Genomic DNA, 18,245 nt, shown 5'->3' on the forward strand with positions numbered 1-18,245 from the left:
ATAAGCTCCTTTACTTTACCCCTTTCCTGTCTTTTATTTTGATGCGATTACCCTGATTGCGAAAGGATGACGACAAAAAACACGCTCAGATAATTAGTTTGGCGAACAAACAGAAGAAGCTATTAGCAGAGAAGAAAAAAATGCATCAGGAGATCAGTAAATTAAGGCGAGATGCTGAACGATGGGAAAAATAACCATGCGATCGCCCACCTTAGCAAATAGAAGTTTCAGTCCCGTGATCGGGATTTGATAGATCGAAAGAATACAAGCAGTGCAAAGCACCCTGATACCCGCTATGTTTCAGTCCCGTGATCGGGATTTGATAGATCGAAAGTATGCCCTGCTTTGCCTAATTTGACCCAATAGTTGTTTCAGTCCCGTGATCGGGATTTGATAGATCGAAAGGATGGGAACAGCAACAGGCCATCGTCCCAAACGTCAAGTTTCAGTCCCGTGATCGGGATTTGATAGATCGAAAGCTTCTAAGGCCATGGTTGTTCTCAGCGCGCTGAGGTTTCAGTCCCGTGATCGGGATTTGATAGATCGAAAGGCATGCGTAAATGTCGTTAGGCGTGGCACTTTCCCCAGTTTCAGTCCCGTGATCGGGATTTGATAGATCGAAAGCCCTACGTTCTTCCCTTTGATTACTAGACCTTCTGGGTTTCAGTCCCGTGATCGGGATTTGATAGATCGAAAGGTGGGGGCTAAAAGGCATTGGTGGGCTAATAAGAGTTTCAGTCCCGTGATCGGGATTTGATAGATCGAAAGAATTTCTGAAGGCGATCGCCAAATGTTTAACGACTGGTTTCAGTCCCGTGATCGGGATTTGATAGATCGAAAGCTTTTGAGCCAAAATCATAAATCTCAACTCTTAGGTTTCAGTCCCGTGATCGGGATTTGATAGATCGAAAGGAAGTGGCGATCGCCCAAGAGAAAGAGAAAGAAGCGTTTCAGTCCCGTGATCGGGATTTGATAGATCGAAAGAACAATGCCCACAATCGTAAACAATACTGATCTAGTTTCAGTCCCGTGATCGGGATTTGATAGATCGAAAGTTTTACGTCTTCCATAACTTTCCTTGGTTTCTTCATTGTTTCAGTCCCGTGATCGGGATTTGATAGATCGAAAGGTCGTAGCCGTTGAGGGGACTGGGATTGGGGTAAGTTTCAGTCCCGTGATCGGGATTTGATAGATCGAAAGAGGCTACTGGAGAATCGTTAGCCGTTGTTGGTGATATGTTTCAGTCCCGTGATCGGGATTTGATAGATCGAAAGGAAGCGTTTACCGAGGCGGGGCACATCCTCTCTGGTTTCAGTCCCGTGATCGGGATTTGATAGATCGAAAGTTAGCAAGGTCATCAATAAATTTTTCTAGCTCCTCGTTTCAGTCCCGTGATCGGGATTTGATAGATCGAAAGACCGAAACGTGTGGGAAGCTTTCTGAATTTGAGCAGTTTCAGTCCCGTGATCGGGATTTGATAGATCGAAAGTCTCATTTTGGGTAGACCCCCTACCCAATTTAGCCCGTTTCAGTCCCGTGATCGGGATTTGATAGATCGAAAGCTTTAAAGCGTGACCTCGATGGCGATCGCCAAGATGGTTTCAGTCCCGTGATCGGGATTTGATAGATCGAAAGCTGGCGGTCTTTCCGTCCGGAATTTTGACGATACGTTTCAGTCCCGTGATCGGGATTTGATAGATCGAAAGTTGGTCGGTTTTAATGAGTTGCCCGCCCCTATCCAAGTTTCAGTCCCGTGATCGGGATTTGATAGATCGAAAGGTAGTACCTTCGTTCCATCATCTGCTTCTGTAAAATGTTTCAGTCCCGTGATCGGGATTTGATAGCTCGAAAGATACCCAAGATCCAGCCAACCCTTTGCCGATCTGGTTTCAGTCCCGTGATCGGGATTTGATAGATCGAAAGATTGAAAGCTGAACTGGAAACAGCGATAAATACTCAGTTTCAGTCCCGTGATCGGGATTTGATAGATCGAAAGCGCTCGAACCTAGAGAATTTAATATCAATGGCGCTGTTTCAGTCCCGTGATCGGGATTTGATAGATCGAAAGGAGAAGAGTGAAGATAGTTGACACAAGAAAAATCCGTTTCAGTCCCGTGATCGGGATTTGATAGATCGAAAGCTAAGAGTAAATTCGTATCAGCTCTAAATCGCATGTTTCAGTCCCGTGATCGGGATTTGATAGATCGAAAGTTGAAGCGGCGATCACCGATGCCACGTCCGAAGCCGAGTTTCAGTCCCGTGATCGGGATTTGATAGATCGAAAGCGCTCGAACCTAGAGAATTTAATATCAATGGCGCTGTTTCAGTCCCGTGATCGGGATTTGATAGATCGAAAGGGGATATTTATTACAATGCATGGCGGCGTTTCTGTCGTTTCAGTCCCGTGATCGGGATTTGATAGATCGAAAGTACCCGTTTTCTTTTTTAAGGGCTTTTAAAGTAGCGTTTCAGTCCCGTGATCGGGATTTGATAGATCGAAAGTTTCCACAGAGGGTCGAATAACTATGGGTGTGAGGTTTCAGTCCCGTGATCGGGATTTGATAGATCGAAAGCGTCACCTTCAACATGAATTTTAGGGTCAAAATCTTGTTTCAGTCCCGTGATCGGGATTTGATAGATCGAAAGCTATTGAAGCTTTTGAGGCCGATTTTAGTGAATTTGTTTCAGTCCCGTGATCGGGATTTGATAGATCGAAAGATGGGAAGAAAAAGGTGGTAGAGTTCGTATTCTGGTTTCAGTCCCGTGATCGGGATTTGATAGATCGAAAGTTCTTTGCATAAGCCCACCAATGCCCCCGCGAATAGTTTCAGTCCCGTGATCGGGATTTGATAGATCGAAAGCAGATAGGGGCGGAGGGGCGATCGCCAACATCACAGGTTTCAGTCCCGTGATCGGGATTTGATAGATCGAAAGCAGCGAGTTCTAGAGTTTAAGGACACAATAAAAGGTTTCAGTCCCGTGATCGGGATTTGATAGATCGAAAGCAACAGGCGGTGGGCTACAAGACCCGACGACTACCGTTTCAGTCCCGTGATCGGGATTTGATAGATCGAAAGAATATTCCTGAGGCATCGCCGCCTTGCCAATGAGTAGTTTCAGTCCCGTGATCGGGATTTGATAGATCGAAAGTAGCGGCGCTGTTTTTTCTGCTGTAGCGTGGCTTGTTTCAGTCCCGTGATCGGGATTTGATAGATCGAAAGTCTCCGCCAACCGTGTGCAATTCGTACTCTGCAATGTTTCAGTCCCGTGATCGGGATTTGATAGATCGAAAGTTGGCACGATGCCTATCACCTGCACGACGGCGGTTTGCTCTGGTTTCAGTCCCGTGATCGGGATTTGATAGATCGAAAGTTAACTTATGGGTTGGTGGTGGTCTTTGAGGTAGTGTTTCAGTCCCGTGATCGGGATTTGATAGATCGAAAGAATCGCTCAATCTTTGCCATCAACACCAGCACAACAGTTTCAGTCCCGTGATCGGGATTTGATAGATCGAAAGACTCATCAACATCTAAATGGAAGGGTTCCTTGTCTGTTTCAGTCCCGTGATCGGGATTTGATAGATCGAAAGGTTGCTATTTTTCTTGTTGGGACACATGTAGATCCGTTTCAGTCCCGTGATCGGGATTTGATAGATCGAAAGCTTAATCGAGTAATATGATCAAAGACCGAAGGCTGGTTTCAGTCCCGTGATCGGGATTTGATAGATCGAAAGAGTCATTCGTTGATTATTGTTCCCGATGAGAATTTGTTTCAGTCCCGTGATCGGGATTTGATAGATCGAAAGAAGAAGCTGAGTATAGTGCCATCCTTAAGGTTTTGGTTTCAGTCCCGTGATCGGGATTTGATAGATCGAAAGTGGACTTGGGTGATGGCCTAATTCGCACATTCGTGTTTCAGTCCCGTGATCGGGATTTGATAGATCGAAAGACTTGCACTCTGCATTATGCGGGTAGCGCCCAGCGAGTTTCAGTCCCGTGATCGGGATTTGATAGATCGAAAGCAGCGAGTTCTAGAGTTTAAGGACACAATAAAAGGTTTCAGTCCCGTGATCGGGATTTGATAGATCGAAAGCAACAGGCGGTGGGCTACAAGACCCGACGACTACCGTTTCAGTCCCGTGATCGGGATTTGATAGATCGAAAGAATATTCCTGAGGCATCGCCGCCTTGCCAATGAGTAGTTTCAGTCCCGTGATCGGGATTTGATAGATCGAAAGTAGCGGCGCTGTTTTTTCTGCTGTAGCGTGGCTTGTTTCAGTCCCGTGATCGGGATTTGATAGATCGAAAGTCTCCGCCAACCGTGTGCAATTCGTACTCTGCAATGTTTCAGTCCCGTGATCGGGATTTGATAGATCGAAAGTTGGCACGATGCCTATCACCTGCACGACGGCGGTTTGCTCTGGTTTCAGTCCCGTGATCGGGATTTGATAGATCGAAAGTTAACTTATGGGTTGGTGGTGGTCTTTGAGGTAGTGTTTCAGTCCCGTGATCGGGATTTGATAGATCGAAAGAATCGCTCAATCTTTGCCATCAACACCAGCACAACAGTTTCAGTCCCGTGATCGGGATTTGATAGATCGAAAGACTCATCAACATCTAAATGGAAGGGTTCCTTGTCTGTTTCAGTCCCGTGATCGGGATTTGATAGATCGAAAGGTTGCTATTTTTCTTGTTGGGACACATGTAGATCCGTTTCAGTCCCGTGATCGGGATTTGATAGATCGAAAGCTTAATCGAGTAATATGATCAAAGACCGAAGGCTGGTTTCAGTCCCGTGATCGGGATTTGATAGATCGAAAGAGTCATTCGTTGATTATTGTTCCCGATGAGAATTTGTTTCAGTCCCGTGATCGGGATTTGATAGATCGAAAGAAGAAGCTGAGTATAGTGCCATCCTTAAGGTTTTGGTTTCAGTCCCGTGATCGGGATTTGATAGATCGAAAGTGGACTTGGGTGATGGCCTAATTCGCACATTCGTGTTTCAGTCCCGTGATCGGGATTTGATAGATCGAAAGACTTGCACTCTGCATTATGCGGGTAGCGCCCAGCGAGTTTCAGTCCCGTGATCGGGATTTGATAGATCGAAAGAAGATTGGAGAAAATCAAATGACATTCGAACAAATGTTTCAGTCCCGTGATCGGGATTTGATAGATCGAAAGTGACCGTGGCAATTCTCGGAAGATTAGGGTAGGGGTTTCAGTCCCGTGATCGGGATTTGATAGATCGAAAGGAAGTATTACGCATTTTAGGTTTGGGAAAAACTCAAGTTTCAGTCCCGTGATCGGGATTTGATAGATCGAAAGAGTGGCTAGGCCTCGTATCTTCAAGGCATTAGCTGTGTTTCAGTCCCGTGATCGGGATTTGATAGATCGAAAGGGTTTAGCCCCGGTGGATTGATTTTGTCTGGATTGTTTCAGTCCCGTGATCGGGATTTGATAGATCGAAAGTCGAGCTTTTTGCCAGAGACAAAGCCGATGGCTGGGTTTCAGTCCCGTGATCGGGATTTGATAGATCGAAAGCTGAAGTTCAACGATACCTACCTGCTTAGCGTGAATGTTTCAGTCCCGTGATCGGGATTTGATAGATCGAAAGGAGAAGTCACAGACATATTTAATAGCAGGTGATTCGTTTCAGTCCCGTGATCGGGATTTGATAGATCGAAAGTCACCCTTACGAAGGGGGATGTTTACTGTTGGCTTGTTTCAGTCCCGTGATCGGGATTTGATAGATCGAAAGTATTCCAAGCGATTTGAGACTGGGGGTGCACTTGAGTTTCAGTCCCGTGATCGGGATTTGATAGATCGAAAGCTGTTTGTTGGCACTGAAGGGGGGTGTTACTTGTTTCAGTCCCGTGATCGGGATTTGATAGATCGAAAGAAGTTTAGGAAGATAACGACGCAAATACCCTAAGAGTTTCAGTCCCGTGATCGGGATTTGATAGATCGAAAGTTTTCAGTTGATTGAAAACAACTTTTATTCATAATTGTTTCAGTCCCGTGATCGGGATTTGATAGATCGAAAGGTCAAAGCAGACGTTGAGCCCATGACCCAACGGGAAGTTTCAGTCCCGTGATCGGGATTTGATAGATCGAAAGTTGTCGCAGGGGGCTGCGCCGCTATTAACTGCCGTTGAGTTTCAGTCCCGTGATCGGGATTTGATAGATCGAAAGGGTGGGGCTTTTTATTTGTTGCTTTTTCAGATTACGTTTCAGTCCCGTGATCGGGATTTGATAGATCGAAAGCTGTTGTTTCAATCTTTGTCTTCAGATTGGGTAGCGTTTCAGTCCCGTGATCGGGATTTGATAGATCGAAAGTTTCACTTGTTTTAGTCCCTTGCGAGGGTAGTAGAGTTTCAGTCCCGTGATCGGGATTTGATAGATCGAAAGCTAGGGGCTGAGTGAAGGACTACCAATACTGCTGAGTTTCAGTCCCGTGATCGGGATTTGATAGATCGAAAGGTCAAAAGATCTAGACGAAGGCAGAACTTTTACAGGTTTCAGTCCCGTGATCGGGATTTGATAGATCGAAAGCCGGAAAATTGATAATTCTGATTGCAGTTTGATCGTCTCTCGTTTCAGTCCCGTGATCGGGATTTGATAGATCGAAAGTCGCCACCCCCACCCGTGAGAACGCCCAAGCATTTTCGATGATGGGGATTGCTAGTTTGAAGGGGGGAGTTTGTGATCGCCCAGTCAAATAGTTTCAGTCCCGTGATCGGGATTTGATAGATCGAAAGTTGATTCATAATTGGCAGTGTCAGTCTGCGGAGAAAACAATGCAGTTTTTAAAAACGAAGAAAGGGAAAATTGTTGCTGGAATGACAGCGATCGCCATCGTGCTTACTGGGGTGTTTCTGTGGTCAACAACGCGACCATCCGGAACCTCTGTTGAGGTTGAAAACACCACGGAGGAATTGAGTGATGACCTTGAGGCTCTAAAGGAAGAGCAAAGGCGGCGCGAAGCTCAACGGCAAGATTAAGACTCACTGGATGCCTCCAGCAATGCGAGATAATTAGATATAGAAACGAGGGCTAGATCCAGCTCCGTTTTGTCTATTTGCCGTTCTCCTTTCCCTAGGCATTCCATAAGGAGTTTCAGTCCCGTGATCGGGATTTGATAGATCGAAAGTCGCCGCATGCATGGTTGGGATGACTGCCGTGTTTCAGTCCCGTGATCGGGATTTGATAGATCGAAAGAGAAATCAGAGCGTCCGGGTTGCCCAACTCTACAGGGTTTCAGTCCCGTGATCGGGATTTGATAGATCGAAAGGCAGATTAAGTATTGATGCCACCTTGTTTGTTGGTGTTTCAGTCCCGTGATCGGGATTTGATAGATCGAAAGCCTCAATATAAGTTTCACTTAGTCGATGCAAATTCTCGTTTCAGTCCCGTGATCGGGATTTGATAGATCGAAAGTCTTCTCGGTACAAGTGCAGTTTCGCAAAAGTAAGTTTCAGTCCCGTGATCGGGATTTGATAGATCGAAAGCTTCTCAAAGTCATTTGTTGCTGGGGTTTGAATCCTGTTTCAGTCCCGTGATCGGGATTTGATAGATCGAAAGGATAGCACGCAGGGTCGCCGAAGTCCGAAGAAAAGTTTCAGTCCCGTGATCGGGATTTGATAGATCGAAAGACAAACTTGTTAAAACATGGGGCACGGCTGATCCGTTTCAGTCCCGTGATCGGGATTTGATAGATCGAAAGAAGCTACCGACCCACCAATCAAACCTCGGAATCGTGTTTCAGTCCCGTGATCGGGATTTGATAGATCGAAAGAGAGGATAGCGCCGGGTGCCCTCTCGTTCATGTCGGTTTCAGTCCCGTGATCGGGATTTGATAGATCGAAAGCTTCCGTAGCCTGCGCAGCCTCCATCGTTTTAGCAAGTTTCAGTCCCGTGATCGGGATTTGATAGATCGAAAGCTGGCACAATGATGGGTTGGTTTTACTTGGGAGAGTTTCAGTCCCGTGATCGGGATTTGATAGATCGAAAGTTGAATGTGGGAATGACCCCAACGGCTGGGGGCTGGTTTCAGTCCCGTGATCGGGATTTGATAGATCGAAAGGAACTTATTAAGGACATTGAATCGGCATCGTACCCCGTTTCAGTCCCGTGATCGGGATTTGATAGATCGAAAGGCTAATTTGCAGCGGCACTGGTAGCACTAAAAACTGTTTCAGTCCCGTGATCGGGATTTGATAGATCGAAAGAACAATCGAAGGTTACCTAAAGTTTTATTTAGCTGTTTCAGTCCCGTGATCGGGATTTGATAGATCGAAAGCAGCACTACAGCAGCAGAAGCCCAAGCGTACGCCCGTTTCAGTCCCGTGATCGGGATTTGATAGATCGAAAGAGCGCGCTATTACAATGGAATCAGCTTTTTGGGTGCGTTTCAGTCCCGTGATCGGGATTTGATAGATCGAAAGGAGACCGCCTACAGCTACCCCCTGTGTCGGCTAGAGTTTCAGTCCCGTGATCGGGATTTGATAGATCGAAAGTTAACAGTTTTGCTCATATATTTTGCCAAGTAAGCTGAGTTTCAGTCCCGTGATCGGGATTTGATAGATCGAAAGTTTGTTCATGCGAATAACGAACAGATTATTGAATATGTTTCAGTCCCGTGATCGGGATTTGATAGATCGAAAGTCTCCCAGCACCGACTTCTGTTGATGGGTCGTTGTTGTTTCAGTCCCGTGATCGGGATTTGATAGATCGAAAGTCTTTGTATCTAAAATTGTGAGCCTGCCCCAAAAGTTTCAGTCCCGTGATCGGGATTTGATAGATCGAAAGTCTATGTTTTCCTTCTCTATCAGTCGTGGGAACAGTTTCAGTCCCGTGATCGGGATTTGATAGATCGAAAGCTCAATATCTCATCTACTATAGCCTTCATTTTTGTTGTTTCAGTCCCGTGATCGGGATTTGATAGATCGAAAGTCTTAAATTTCCAAGTAGCTGTGTAAGATTCCCCAGTTTCAGTCCCGTGATCGGGATTTGATAGATCGAAAGGCCAGATAGCAACGGTGAGGTTTACTGGAAGGTAGAGTTTCAGTCCCGTGATCGGGATTTGATAGATCGAAAGTGACCAACGGCGACTGAGTTCTGTTTCGCTAACTCGTTTCAGTCCCGTGATCGGGATTTGATAGATCGAAAGACGCATGGGCAGCAGAGCGACGGTTAGAAGCAAAAGTTTCAGTCCCGTGATCGGGATTTGATAGATCGAAAGATAGCACGCAGGGTCGCCGAAGTCCGAAGAAAAGTTTCAGTCCCGTGATCGGGATTTGATAGATCGAAAGGACTATTGCCTCAGCCCCCATCCTCTCCGAAGTCCCGTTTCAGTCCCGTGATCGGGATTTGATAGATCGAAAGTTAGAAATGTTTTTAATCATTGATTTAGAGACCGTGTTTCAGTCCCGTGATCGGGATTTGATAGATCGAAAGTCTCGCGTTAAATCATTGGTTAAAATCCCTTTTAAGTGTTTCAGTCCCGTGATCGGGATTTGATAGATCGAAAGTGTTATGTCAGATAGGTTTGCTGTAGAAAGCAGATGTTTCAGTCCCGTGATCGGGATTTGATAGATCGAAAGGCAATTTTAGCCAATCACCACGAACGCAAGGGACTAGTTTCAGTCCCGTGATCGGGATTTGATAGATCGAAAGGATCCGGAATTGGTGGATGTGCCATAAAACCTCGTGTTTCAGTCCCGTGATCGGGATTTGATAGATCGAAAGTCTCTGTAGCAGGCGGTGGCGGCAATTACATCGTGTTTCAGTCCCGTGATCGGGATTTGATAGATCGAAAGAGAGCTTTGACAGCTTGGCGGTGGAAGCTTTTTATGTTTCAGTCCCGTGATCGGGATTTGATAGATCGAAAGTGGCGCAATTAACAACGACAAGGTAGCGGCTGGTGCTGGCATTGTCACCACAAAATTAGCGGACGGCGCAGAATTTATGTTTCAGTCCCGTGATCGGGATTTGATAGATCGAAAGATTGTTTATAGCCTCGGCTATGGCGACGCAGCATTGTTTCAGTCCCGTGATCGGGATTTGATAGATCGAAAGTCACGACTCAAAGAGCACCAGTCGTTAATTAATCGTTTCAGTCCCGTGATCGGGATTTGATAGATCGAAAGTTGGCAGCGGCATACAATTCGGCGCGGGAATTTGGGTTTCAGTCCCGTGATCGGGATTTGATAGATCGAAAGATGCCAGCACTGAAACGTTCTCTTTCAGGTACAGTTTCAGTCCCGTGATCGGGATTTGATAGATCGAAAGCGTTGTCAATGGTACGAAGTGACAGAGGGGTTTGAACGTTTCAGTCCCGTGATCGGGATTTGATAGATCGAAAGAATTGTGGATGTGCCTTGGCTTATAGAGACTTTTAGTTTCAGTCCCGTGATCGGGATTTGATAGATCGAAAGTTTCTCTCGGTTGTTCGTAAATCTAGCCGTTTCATTGTTTCAGTCCCGTGATCGGGATTTGATAGATCGAAAGTGATTATAATGGCGGGAAAGGATGCAACCATGCAGGTTTCAGTCCCGTGATCGGGATTTGATAGATCGAAAGCGTTGAGGTAAACGTGCTCGCTCCCAGAAGTGGGTGGTTTCAGTCCCGTGATCGGGATTTGATAGATCGAAAGCAACTGGAGCCACAAAAATAAGCCTAAGAGGGGCAGTGGGTGGTTTCAGTCCCGTGATCGGGATTTGATAGATCGAAAGCGGGACGGCTTCTCCGTATCTCAAGAAAGGCTTTGTTTCAGTCCCGTGATCGGGATTTGATAGATCGAAAGACATTGCCTCTAAAGTTAGTGATTGCTCTTCTGTGTTTCAGTCCCGTGATCGGGATTTGATAGATCGAAAGATGGAGGCTGCGCAGGCTACGGAAGGGGCGGCATTAGGTATGTTTCAGTCCCGTGATCGGGATTTGATAGATCGAAAGTGTTCAGAGCGTCTATTACTCGTTGTTCTTGCGTGTTTCAGTCCCGTGATCGGGATTTGATAGATCGAAAGGAAAGTTTTGGGTCGCGCACCGCGTCATTAGAGATGTTTCAGTCCCGTGATCGGGATTTGATAGATCGAAAGACTAACGGGAACTTTGAATAATTCGGGGCCATTTAGTTTCAGTCCCGTGATCGGGATTTGATAGATCGAAAGCAAGCCCCGGTCGCCAATTGATTGCACAGGGATTGGTTTCAGTCCCGTGATCGGGATTTGATAGATCGAAAGTTTTGTTTCAACCCCCAAGTCACCAGCCGTAATCATGTTTCAGTCCCGTGATCGGGATTTGATAGATCGAAAGTTGTTCAGGAAACACAGGTGGTTGTTGATGGGCGATGTTTCAGTCCCGTGATCGGGATTTGATAGATCGAAAGCCTGAAAGAGGTTGAGTCCTTGAATGAATCTGACAAAAGTTTCAGTCCCGTGATCGGGATTTGATAGATCGAAAGCAGGTTCCGGAGATAGATTTGCCAGATGGCGATCGCCTAGTTTCAGTCCCGTGATCGGGATTTGATAGATCGAAAGTGTTAAACAATTTGGACGGTTAAATTGTCAGACCAGTTTCAGTCCCGTGATCGGGATTTGATAGATCGAAAGCCTAGGCGACTTGGCTATGTTGGCGGCATATTGGTTTCAGTCCCGTGATCGGGATTTGATAGATCGAAAGCTGTGGGAATCCCGGCGATCGGCACAGCGCCAATAGTTTCAGTCCCGTGATCGGGATTTGATAGATCGAAAGATTCGAGCATTGTTTCAAGTGCTCCAGCTAACGTGGTTTCAGTCCCGTGATCGGGATTTGATAGATCGAAAGTTTTCACCGAGGCCGTAGTTGCCAACTGGAATTCGTTTCAGTCCCGTGATCGGGATTTGATAGATCGAAAGGCTGAAAATCTAGCGCAGCGCTACGCGGGTCTGTGTTTCAGTCCCGTGATCGGGATTTGATAGATCGAAAGAATCGAATCTCTAAAGGATGAGCGCTCGGAGGCTAGTTTCAGTCCCGTGATCGGGATTTGATAGATCGAAAGCGACTATTGTTAAGTTGTTGGCGATCGCTAATAACTGTTTCAGTCCCGTGATCGGGATTTGATAGATCGAAAGCATAAGCTTTGTGCCACTTTTCAGGGAAGCGATCAGTTTCAGTCCCGTGATCGGGATTTGATAGATCGAAAGGAGAGAGAACAGCCTACAGACTGCAATTAAGGGCATGTTTCAGTCCCGTGATCGGGATTTGATAGATCGAAAGTCCGCCACAGTCATCTGCCCACACTGCCGCGTTGAAAATTTCTTTGTTTCAGTCCCGTGATCGGGATTTGATAGATCGAAAGTTAGTGATTGTTGCAGTTGTTGTGGTCATATTTTTAGTTTCAGTCCCGTGATCGGGATTTGATAGATCGAAAGTTTTCTTTCAGGTACACAGACGGTCTCCCCTTCTGGTTTCAGTCCCGTGATCGGGATTTGATAGATCGAAAGTCATCTACGCTGGCGATCGCCGTCTCAAATGCTTTTAGTTTCAGTCCCGTGATCGGGATTTGATAGATCGAAAGAAGAGCTTTGCGCGGGTTAGCCCCCAGCCAATTTGTTTCAGTCCCGTGATCGGGATTTGATAGATCGAAAGGTTGCAGATTTGCGGGGGGAAATTCAACATGCACGTTTCAGTCCCGTGATCGGGATTTGATAGATCGAAAGCCAACAGGATCGAATCGAAAGGCTAGAACAGCAACTGTTTCAGTCCCGTGATCGGGATTTGATAGATCGAAAGTAGGCGCAAATTGACAATCGCCATCACTTCATTGGTTTCAGTCCCGTGATCGGGATTTGATAGATCGAAAGCTGACCCAAATGACGAGGTAAGCATTCATCGCAGTTTCAGTCCCGTGATCGGGATTTGATAGATCGAAAGAAGTTTTTGGGGAGGTGATTGCTGATTTAATACAACTTTCGATGTTTCAGTCCCGTGATCGGGATTTGATAGATCGAAAGCCGAAGTTGAGCGTATCTGGAATGATATTGCTGAGATGGTTTCAGTCCCGTGATCGGGATTTGATAGATCGAAAGTCCTGACGGCTCCATTTGTCGAGGTCAAAGCCCGTGTTTCAGTCCCGTGATCGGGATTTGATAGATCGAAAGCCGCTTCCGACGATTGCGATCAACCGACAAGCCATTGTTTCAGTCCCGTGATCGGGATTTGATAGATCGAAAGGAGACTTCGGGACGTTTGCCTGTGGCAGTCTGTTTGTTTCAGTCCCGTGATCGGGATTTGATAGATCGAAAGCTCGGATGGTTTGGGAGCTTAGTGGTGCGTGATGTCGCGTTTCAGTCCCGTGATCGGGATTTGATAGATCGAAAGATTGCGGTGGTCTTTGAACGCCTCTAAAAATGTCGCGTTTCAGTCCCGTGATCGGGATTTGATAGATCGAAAGGCTGAAATCTCGCGATCTAGTTCGATGATTTTGGTGGTTTCAGTCCCGTGATCGGGATTTGATAGATCGAAAGGAAGATTTTTACGTTCAACAACATCGCCTTTTAGTTTCAGTCCCGTGATCGGGATTTGATAGATCGAAAGCCAACTCTTCAGGCGTGTAGACAGGGGCGGAGAAGTTTCAGTCCCGTGATCGGGATTTGATAGATCGAAAGTCAACAAGATTGTTCCGCTAGTGCCTGATCATCATCGTTTCAGTCCCGTGATCGGGATTTGATAGATCGAAAGTCAGGTTAATCTTCATTTATGCTTCCCAACCATCAGTTTCAGTCCCGTGATCGGGATTTGATAGATCGAAAGTCTTGCTCCAAGAAAAGAGTGAAGCTGCCGAACTTATGTTTCAGTCCCGTGATCGGGATTTGATAGATCGAAAGATGGGTGGGTAGAATATTGAACAGAAGTTGTACGGGTTTCAGTCCCGTGATCGGGATTTGATAGATCGAAAGTTGCTGGTTTGCGCCGGGGGGCTATTGCTGACAAGTTTCAGTCCCGTGATCGGGATTTGATAGATCGAAAGCAGCAACATTCCAAAACGAATAATTTCAAGCGATATGTTTCAGTCCCGTGATCGGGATTTGATAGATCGAAAGTTCCCCCATTCGTCGAACTGAGGGGCAAGCCACAGTTTCAGTCCCGTGATCGGGATTTGATAGATCGAAAGTTGATTTGCAGACATTCGGGAAAAGTGGCAATGGTTTCAGTCCCGTGATCGGGATTTGATAGATCGAAAGCCCCACGGCGATCGCCACCCAATCAGGAACGGTCAGTTTCAGTCCCGTGATCGGGATTTGATAGATCGAAAGTATGGCTTTATCTAAATCGGTATTCGGAGAGGAGGGGAAAGTGTTTCAGTCCCGTGATCGGGATTTGATAGATCGAAAGAGTGGTGCAAGCTCACTCATAAGCAATGGCTTAAAAGTTTCAGTCCCGTGATCGGGATTTGATAGATCGAAAGATGGCAGTGAAGAAGGGAAAGAATGGCACAAACTTGTTTCAGTCCCGTGATCGGGATTTGATAGATCGAAAGTCTTCCATCGCATCAATTTCTCGCTCTATCCCCTCGTTTCAGTCCCGTGATCGGGATTTGATAGATCGAAAGATGAACTTGATTAAAAACATCTTCTTGCTAACAATGGTTTCAGTCCCGTGATCGGGATTTGATAGATCGAAAGTCTGGGATGATGCCGAGGGGGATTTTGACGATGAGTTTCAGTCCCGTGATCGGGATTTGATAGATCGAAAGCTGGCAAGATGTTTGGTTATCTTCTGAGCCTCCCACGTTTCAGTCCCGTGATCGGGATTTGATAGATCGAAAGCAGAATAAATCCCGCGTCAATCAGCTCAGAATTTGTTTCAGTCCCGTGATCGGGATTTGATAGATCGAAAGAGGTCAAGAACTGCCAAAAGCTGTGGAAAACTTTTTTGTTTCAGTCCCGTGATCGGGATTTGATAGATCGAAAGCTGACGCTGTGGAACGTTTAGGGGAGGCACTACAGTTTCAGTCCCGTGATCGGGATTTGATAGATCGAAAGAGGGAATTAAATTTGTTGACCTGCTTATCGTCAAGGTTTCAGTCCCGTGATCGGGATTTGATAGATCGAAAGTCGAGCTTGATGGTGGTGCTGGTCGTCGCCTCTACGTTTCAGTCCCGTGATCGGGATTTGATAGATCGAAAGCTGCCAACAAAGCTTTTTCTACAGCCTCTATAGCAGCGTTTCAGTCCCGTGATCGGGATTTGATAGATCGAAAGTTGGCAGGGACGGCGATCACCCTTACTGATGATGGGTTTCAGTCCCGTGATCGGGATTTGATAGATCGAAAGTCTGCGGCGTTTAATGCGACCATCGGCTCCCTTGTGTTTCAGTCCCGTGATCGGGATTTGATAGATCGAAAGTTTCGTCGACAACTTGAGTATCGTCTAAATAAATTGTTTCAGTCCCGTGATCGGGATTTGATAGATCGAAAGTCTCGGTAATCTTCGAGGGGGAATTGCAACGTGCCTGGTTTCAGTCCCGTGATCGGGATTTGATAGATCGAAAGACTGTTGTCTAGATCTGTTGATATGGTTGGGCTTGATCGATATTTTTGGCGAACCAGAAGATTCTAGCTTGAATTTGCAGCGATCGCCACAAAGATAGCCTGTTCCATATCCGCGAAAAGTATTGATTTATCAAGGTTCTGGAGATTTTGGCAAAGCCTCTAGGGTTTTTGACCTCGCTATAGGTTTGCCAATTTAATTTTAGAGGAACTTTAGAGAATAATACTACCAGGCTCTTCAGGTTTTGTTGTGCCATAGGCGATCGCCTTTTTGACAGCAGTAGCATCGAGAACATAAATACAGACAGCATCTTCATCGGGTTTAATTAACTTTTCGATAGTGGTTTGTAGCTGGGCAAATTGCTTTGCTGTGAGAAAACATTCAAAGACACTAAATTGTTTCCACCTACCATAACCTGATAACAAATCAAACAATCTTTTACGACGCTTATCACCCGCTTTTGTAGAAGGCAAATCGTAGATTACAAGATACAATAATTTAGTCATTTTAGGTATCAGGTATCAGTTATCAGTTATCAGGTATCAGTAGAAAAAAATAATGCTGAGATATCTGAAAAGTATTACTATTTCCCTTTTATCTAATGATTAGTGGTTCATAAATGATGCCTTCTTGAAGGTGGCGGGCTAATAGTCTCGCTTGTAGTTCAATGGCACGGCGATAGGTGCATTTGTATTTAAAGGTTGGGTGCTTAAATTCTGAAGAAAGTTTGCGATCAAAGGCCGACAAAAAGACTTTGCAAGCATCATCTTTGAGGCGATAAGCCCCTAGGCTTTCAGTAAAATCTTTAGGCTTGATTTCTTTTTGTTTTAGAACAGTAAGCACGACGCTGTCGGCAACCAATGAGCGAAACTCTTCCATTAGATCTAGTACCATGGCGGGCTGTCCTCTGGTAGTTTCGTGGAGAAAACCGATGTAGGGATCGAGTCCGGCAATGTGAGCGGCGGCGGTTAATTGAGTGCGTAATAAGCCATAACCAAAGCTGAGTAGGGCATTGACAGGATCGGTGGGAGGGCGACGGAAACGCCCAGTAAATTCCCAATCTTTGCCAAGCATATCTTGCCAGCAAGCGAAATATTCCCTCGCGGCTAATCCTTCGACACCACGTACTTCATCGATAGAATGTTTTTGTAAAACGAGTTTTTCACGGCCTTTAAGGGGATTTTCTTTTTGCCCACGGCGATAAAGTAAATTGTATTGATTGTGAATTTTTCCTCTAACAATAGATTTCACAATTTCTAAGCGTTGATTAGGATCTTCATGGGCACGAAATTGAGCTAATCGTAACTGACCATTGCGGGATTCATTAGGTAAAGCCGAGCCGACGTATTTCCCAAATCGAGATAAATAATGCACGGGTAAACCGAGTTCGAGGGCATATCCTAGGGCTTCCCCTGTGACACTGGGATATCCTAGTAAGACAATATCTTCTAAGATTTGGGCGGGAATAGATTGCTTTTTCCAGTTGCCATCTTCTTGTTTTAAGGCAATGTTAAAAGCTTCATGTTTTTTGCTCAATACGGCATCGGGCTGAGTCAAATATAAAGTAGTCATGTCAGTGAACAGTTATCAGTGAACAGTTGTCAGTGAACAGTTATCAGTGAACAGTTATCAGTGAGCAGTTAGTAGTTTTTATTTGTCTGCTGTCAGGATTTGGAATTTATGCGGGTTTTCTTAAGAATAGAAAAAAGAATTTTTGCAATTTCATCAGCGTCTTTAAAAAGGCTTTCTGCTGCTTTGATTTGAAAGTATCCTGTGTCCTTGAGAAGAGATATCCAGTATTTTGTTTCTAGGCACTCTTTATAAGCAATAGAGACTTTTGCTGAAAAATCATTGGTAGAAATTGCACCTTGAGCTTCAGCGAGATTGGCCCCAATGGATGTACCACTTCTTAAAAACTGCTTCGATAAAATGTACTCTTTTTTTTCATCTATCAAATATCTATATGCATTCACAATGCGAATTGCAAATTGATAAGCCTTACTATAGGCAATACTTTCTTTTTCTAAGTTGCTTTCCATTTAAGGGTTCTCCATTTTATAAATCATCTTCGAGATTTAAGAGTCATTAAGTATTCACTGTTAGCTGCTCCCTGATAACTGTTAACTGTTAACTGTTAACTGTTAACTGTTTAATTTCTTTCGGTAAACAAAGCCGCTTCAGGCTACAGTCTTTACATTTTTTTTGATTTTTTAATGGCAAAGGCATAGGGCGATCGCCTGCGAGATGTGCTGCCATGATTGCTTGTTCGGTCAGGTTACGGAGTGTTTGGGTAAATTCAACTTGTTGGCGACGACGATTACCGTAATAAAAGATTTCGCCGTAGGGAATTTCTTGACCTGTTTTTTCTTCGAGGCATAATGCCGCCGCACAAAGCTGAAAATGGTCGTTTAAATGTTTCCCCATTTTTCCTTTTTTGTATTCGAGGGGAATTAATAAACCATCGGTTTCTTCGACTGCATCGATAATGCCTTTAACTTTTAGGCGATCGCTCCAAACCCATTGTTGTCGATGAATCCGAGTATCTCCTTCAGTTGATGTGCCAGCTTCATTAATATTGCGATGGAGATGAGTGCCACGAATAATATGGTCATTAATTTCCATTTCTCCAAGGACATATTCAAAATAAAAACGTCTTTGGCAATATTCCCAAGCGTTTAAATATGCAAGCGGTAAGTAATTATCCATATCAGGTATCA

The 18,245-nt window shown here is 45.2% G+C and carries 5 protein-coding genes and 2 CRISPR repeat arrays; of the genes, 1 reads left to right on the plus strand and 4 read right to left on the minus strand.

What is annotated here, in order from left to right:
- Positions 1-224 precede the first annotated feature (224 nt).
- A CRISPR array of direct repeats spans positions 225-6,758; the repeat unit is 37 nt; unit sequence GTTTCAGTCCCGTGATCGGGATTTGATAGATCGAAAG.
- 38 nt (positions 6,759-6,796) lie between these two features.
- Positions 6,797-7,000 carry a flagellar basal body M-ring protein FliF gene (locus tag NIES208_RS07755; protein ID WP_075891435.1) on the plus strand — a complete coding sequence of 68 codons (204 nt, stop codon included), beginning with the start codon at positions 6,797-6,799 and terminating at the stop codon, positions 6,998-7,000.
- 112 nt (positions 7,001-7,112) lie between these two features.
- Positions 7,113-15,530: direct repeats of the CRISPR family, unit length 37 nt; unit sequence GTTTCAGTCCCGTGATCGGGATTTGATAGATCGAAAG.
- Positions 15,531-15,740: 210 nt separating this feature from the next.
- Here the strand turns inward: NIES208_RS07755 and cas2 are convergent.
- From cas2 to cas4, 4 genes are all read right to left on the minus strand, one after another.
- Positions 15,741-16,034, minus strand: a complete 294-nt coding sequence (gene cas2, locus NIES208_RS07760) for a CRISPR-associated endonuclease Cas2 (protein WP_075891437.1) — start codon at positions 16,032-16,034, stop codon at positions 15,741-15,743.
- A gap of 88 nt (positions 16,035-16,122) precedes the next feature.
- Entirely contained in the window at positions 16,123-17,100 is a 978-nt protein-coding gene (gene cas1d / locus NIES208_RS07765) for a type I-D CRISPR-associated endonuclease Cas1d (protein ID WP_075891439.1), read from the minus strand.
- A gap of 92 nt (positions 17,101-17,192) precedes the next feature.
- Positions 17,193-17,567, minus strand: coding sequence for a four helix bundle protein (locus tag NIES208_RS07770; RefSeq protein WP_075891441.1), 375 nt, complete (start codon positions 17,565-17,567; stop codon positions 17,193-17,195).
- An 88-nt stretch (positions 17,568-17,655) separates the two neighbouring features.
- Positions 17,656-18,234 carry a CRISPR-associated protein Cas4 gene (gene cas4, locus NIES208_RS07775; protein ID WP_075891443.1) on the minus strand — a complete coding sequence of 193 codons (579 nt, stop codon included), beginning with the start codon at positions 18,232-18,234 and terminating at the stop codon, positions 17,656-17,658.
- Positions 18,235-18,245 lie beyond the last annotated feature (11 nt).

It is taken from the genome of [Limnothrix rosea] IAM M-220, assembly GCF_001904615.1.
GTDB lineage: Bacteria > Cyanobacteriota > Cyanobacteriia > Cyanobacteriales > MRBY01 > MRBY01.

Coding starts and splice junctions, on each gene's coding strand:
- cas1d (WP_075891439.1), bottom strand. CDS start 17,100: ATGACTACTTTATATTTGACTCAGCCCGATGCCGTATTGAGCAAAAAA.
- NIES208_RS07755 (WP_075891435.1), top strand. CDS start 6,797: ATGCAGTTTTTAAAAACGAAGAAAGGGAAAATTGTTGCTGGAATGACA.
- cas4 (WP_075891443.1), bottom strand. CDS start 18,234: ATGGATAATTACTTACCGCTTGCATATTTAAACGCTTGGGAATATTGC.
- cas2 (WP_075891437.1), bottom strand. CDS start 16,034: ATGACTAAATTATTGTATCTTGTAATCTACGATTTGCCTTCTACAAAA.
- NIES208_RS07770 (WP_075891441.1), bottom strand. CDS start 17,567: ATGGAAAGCAACTTAGAAAAAGAAAGTATTGCCTATAGTAAGGCTTAT.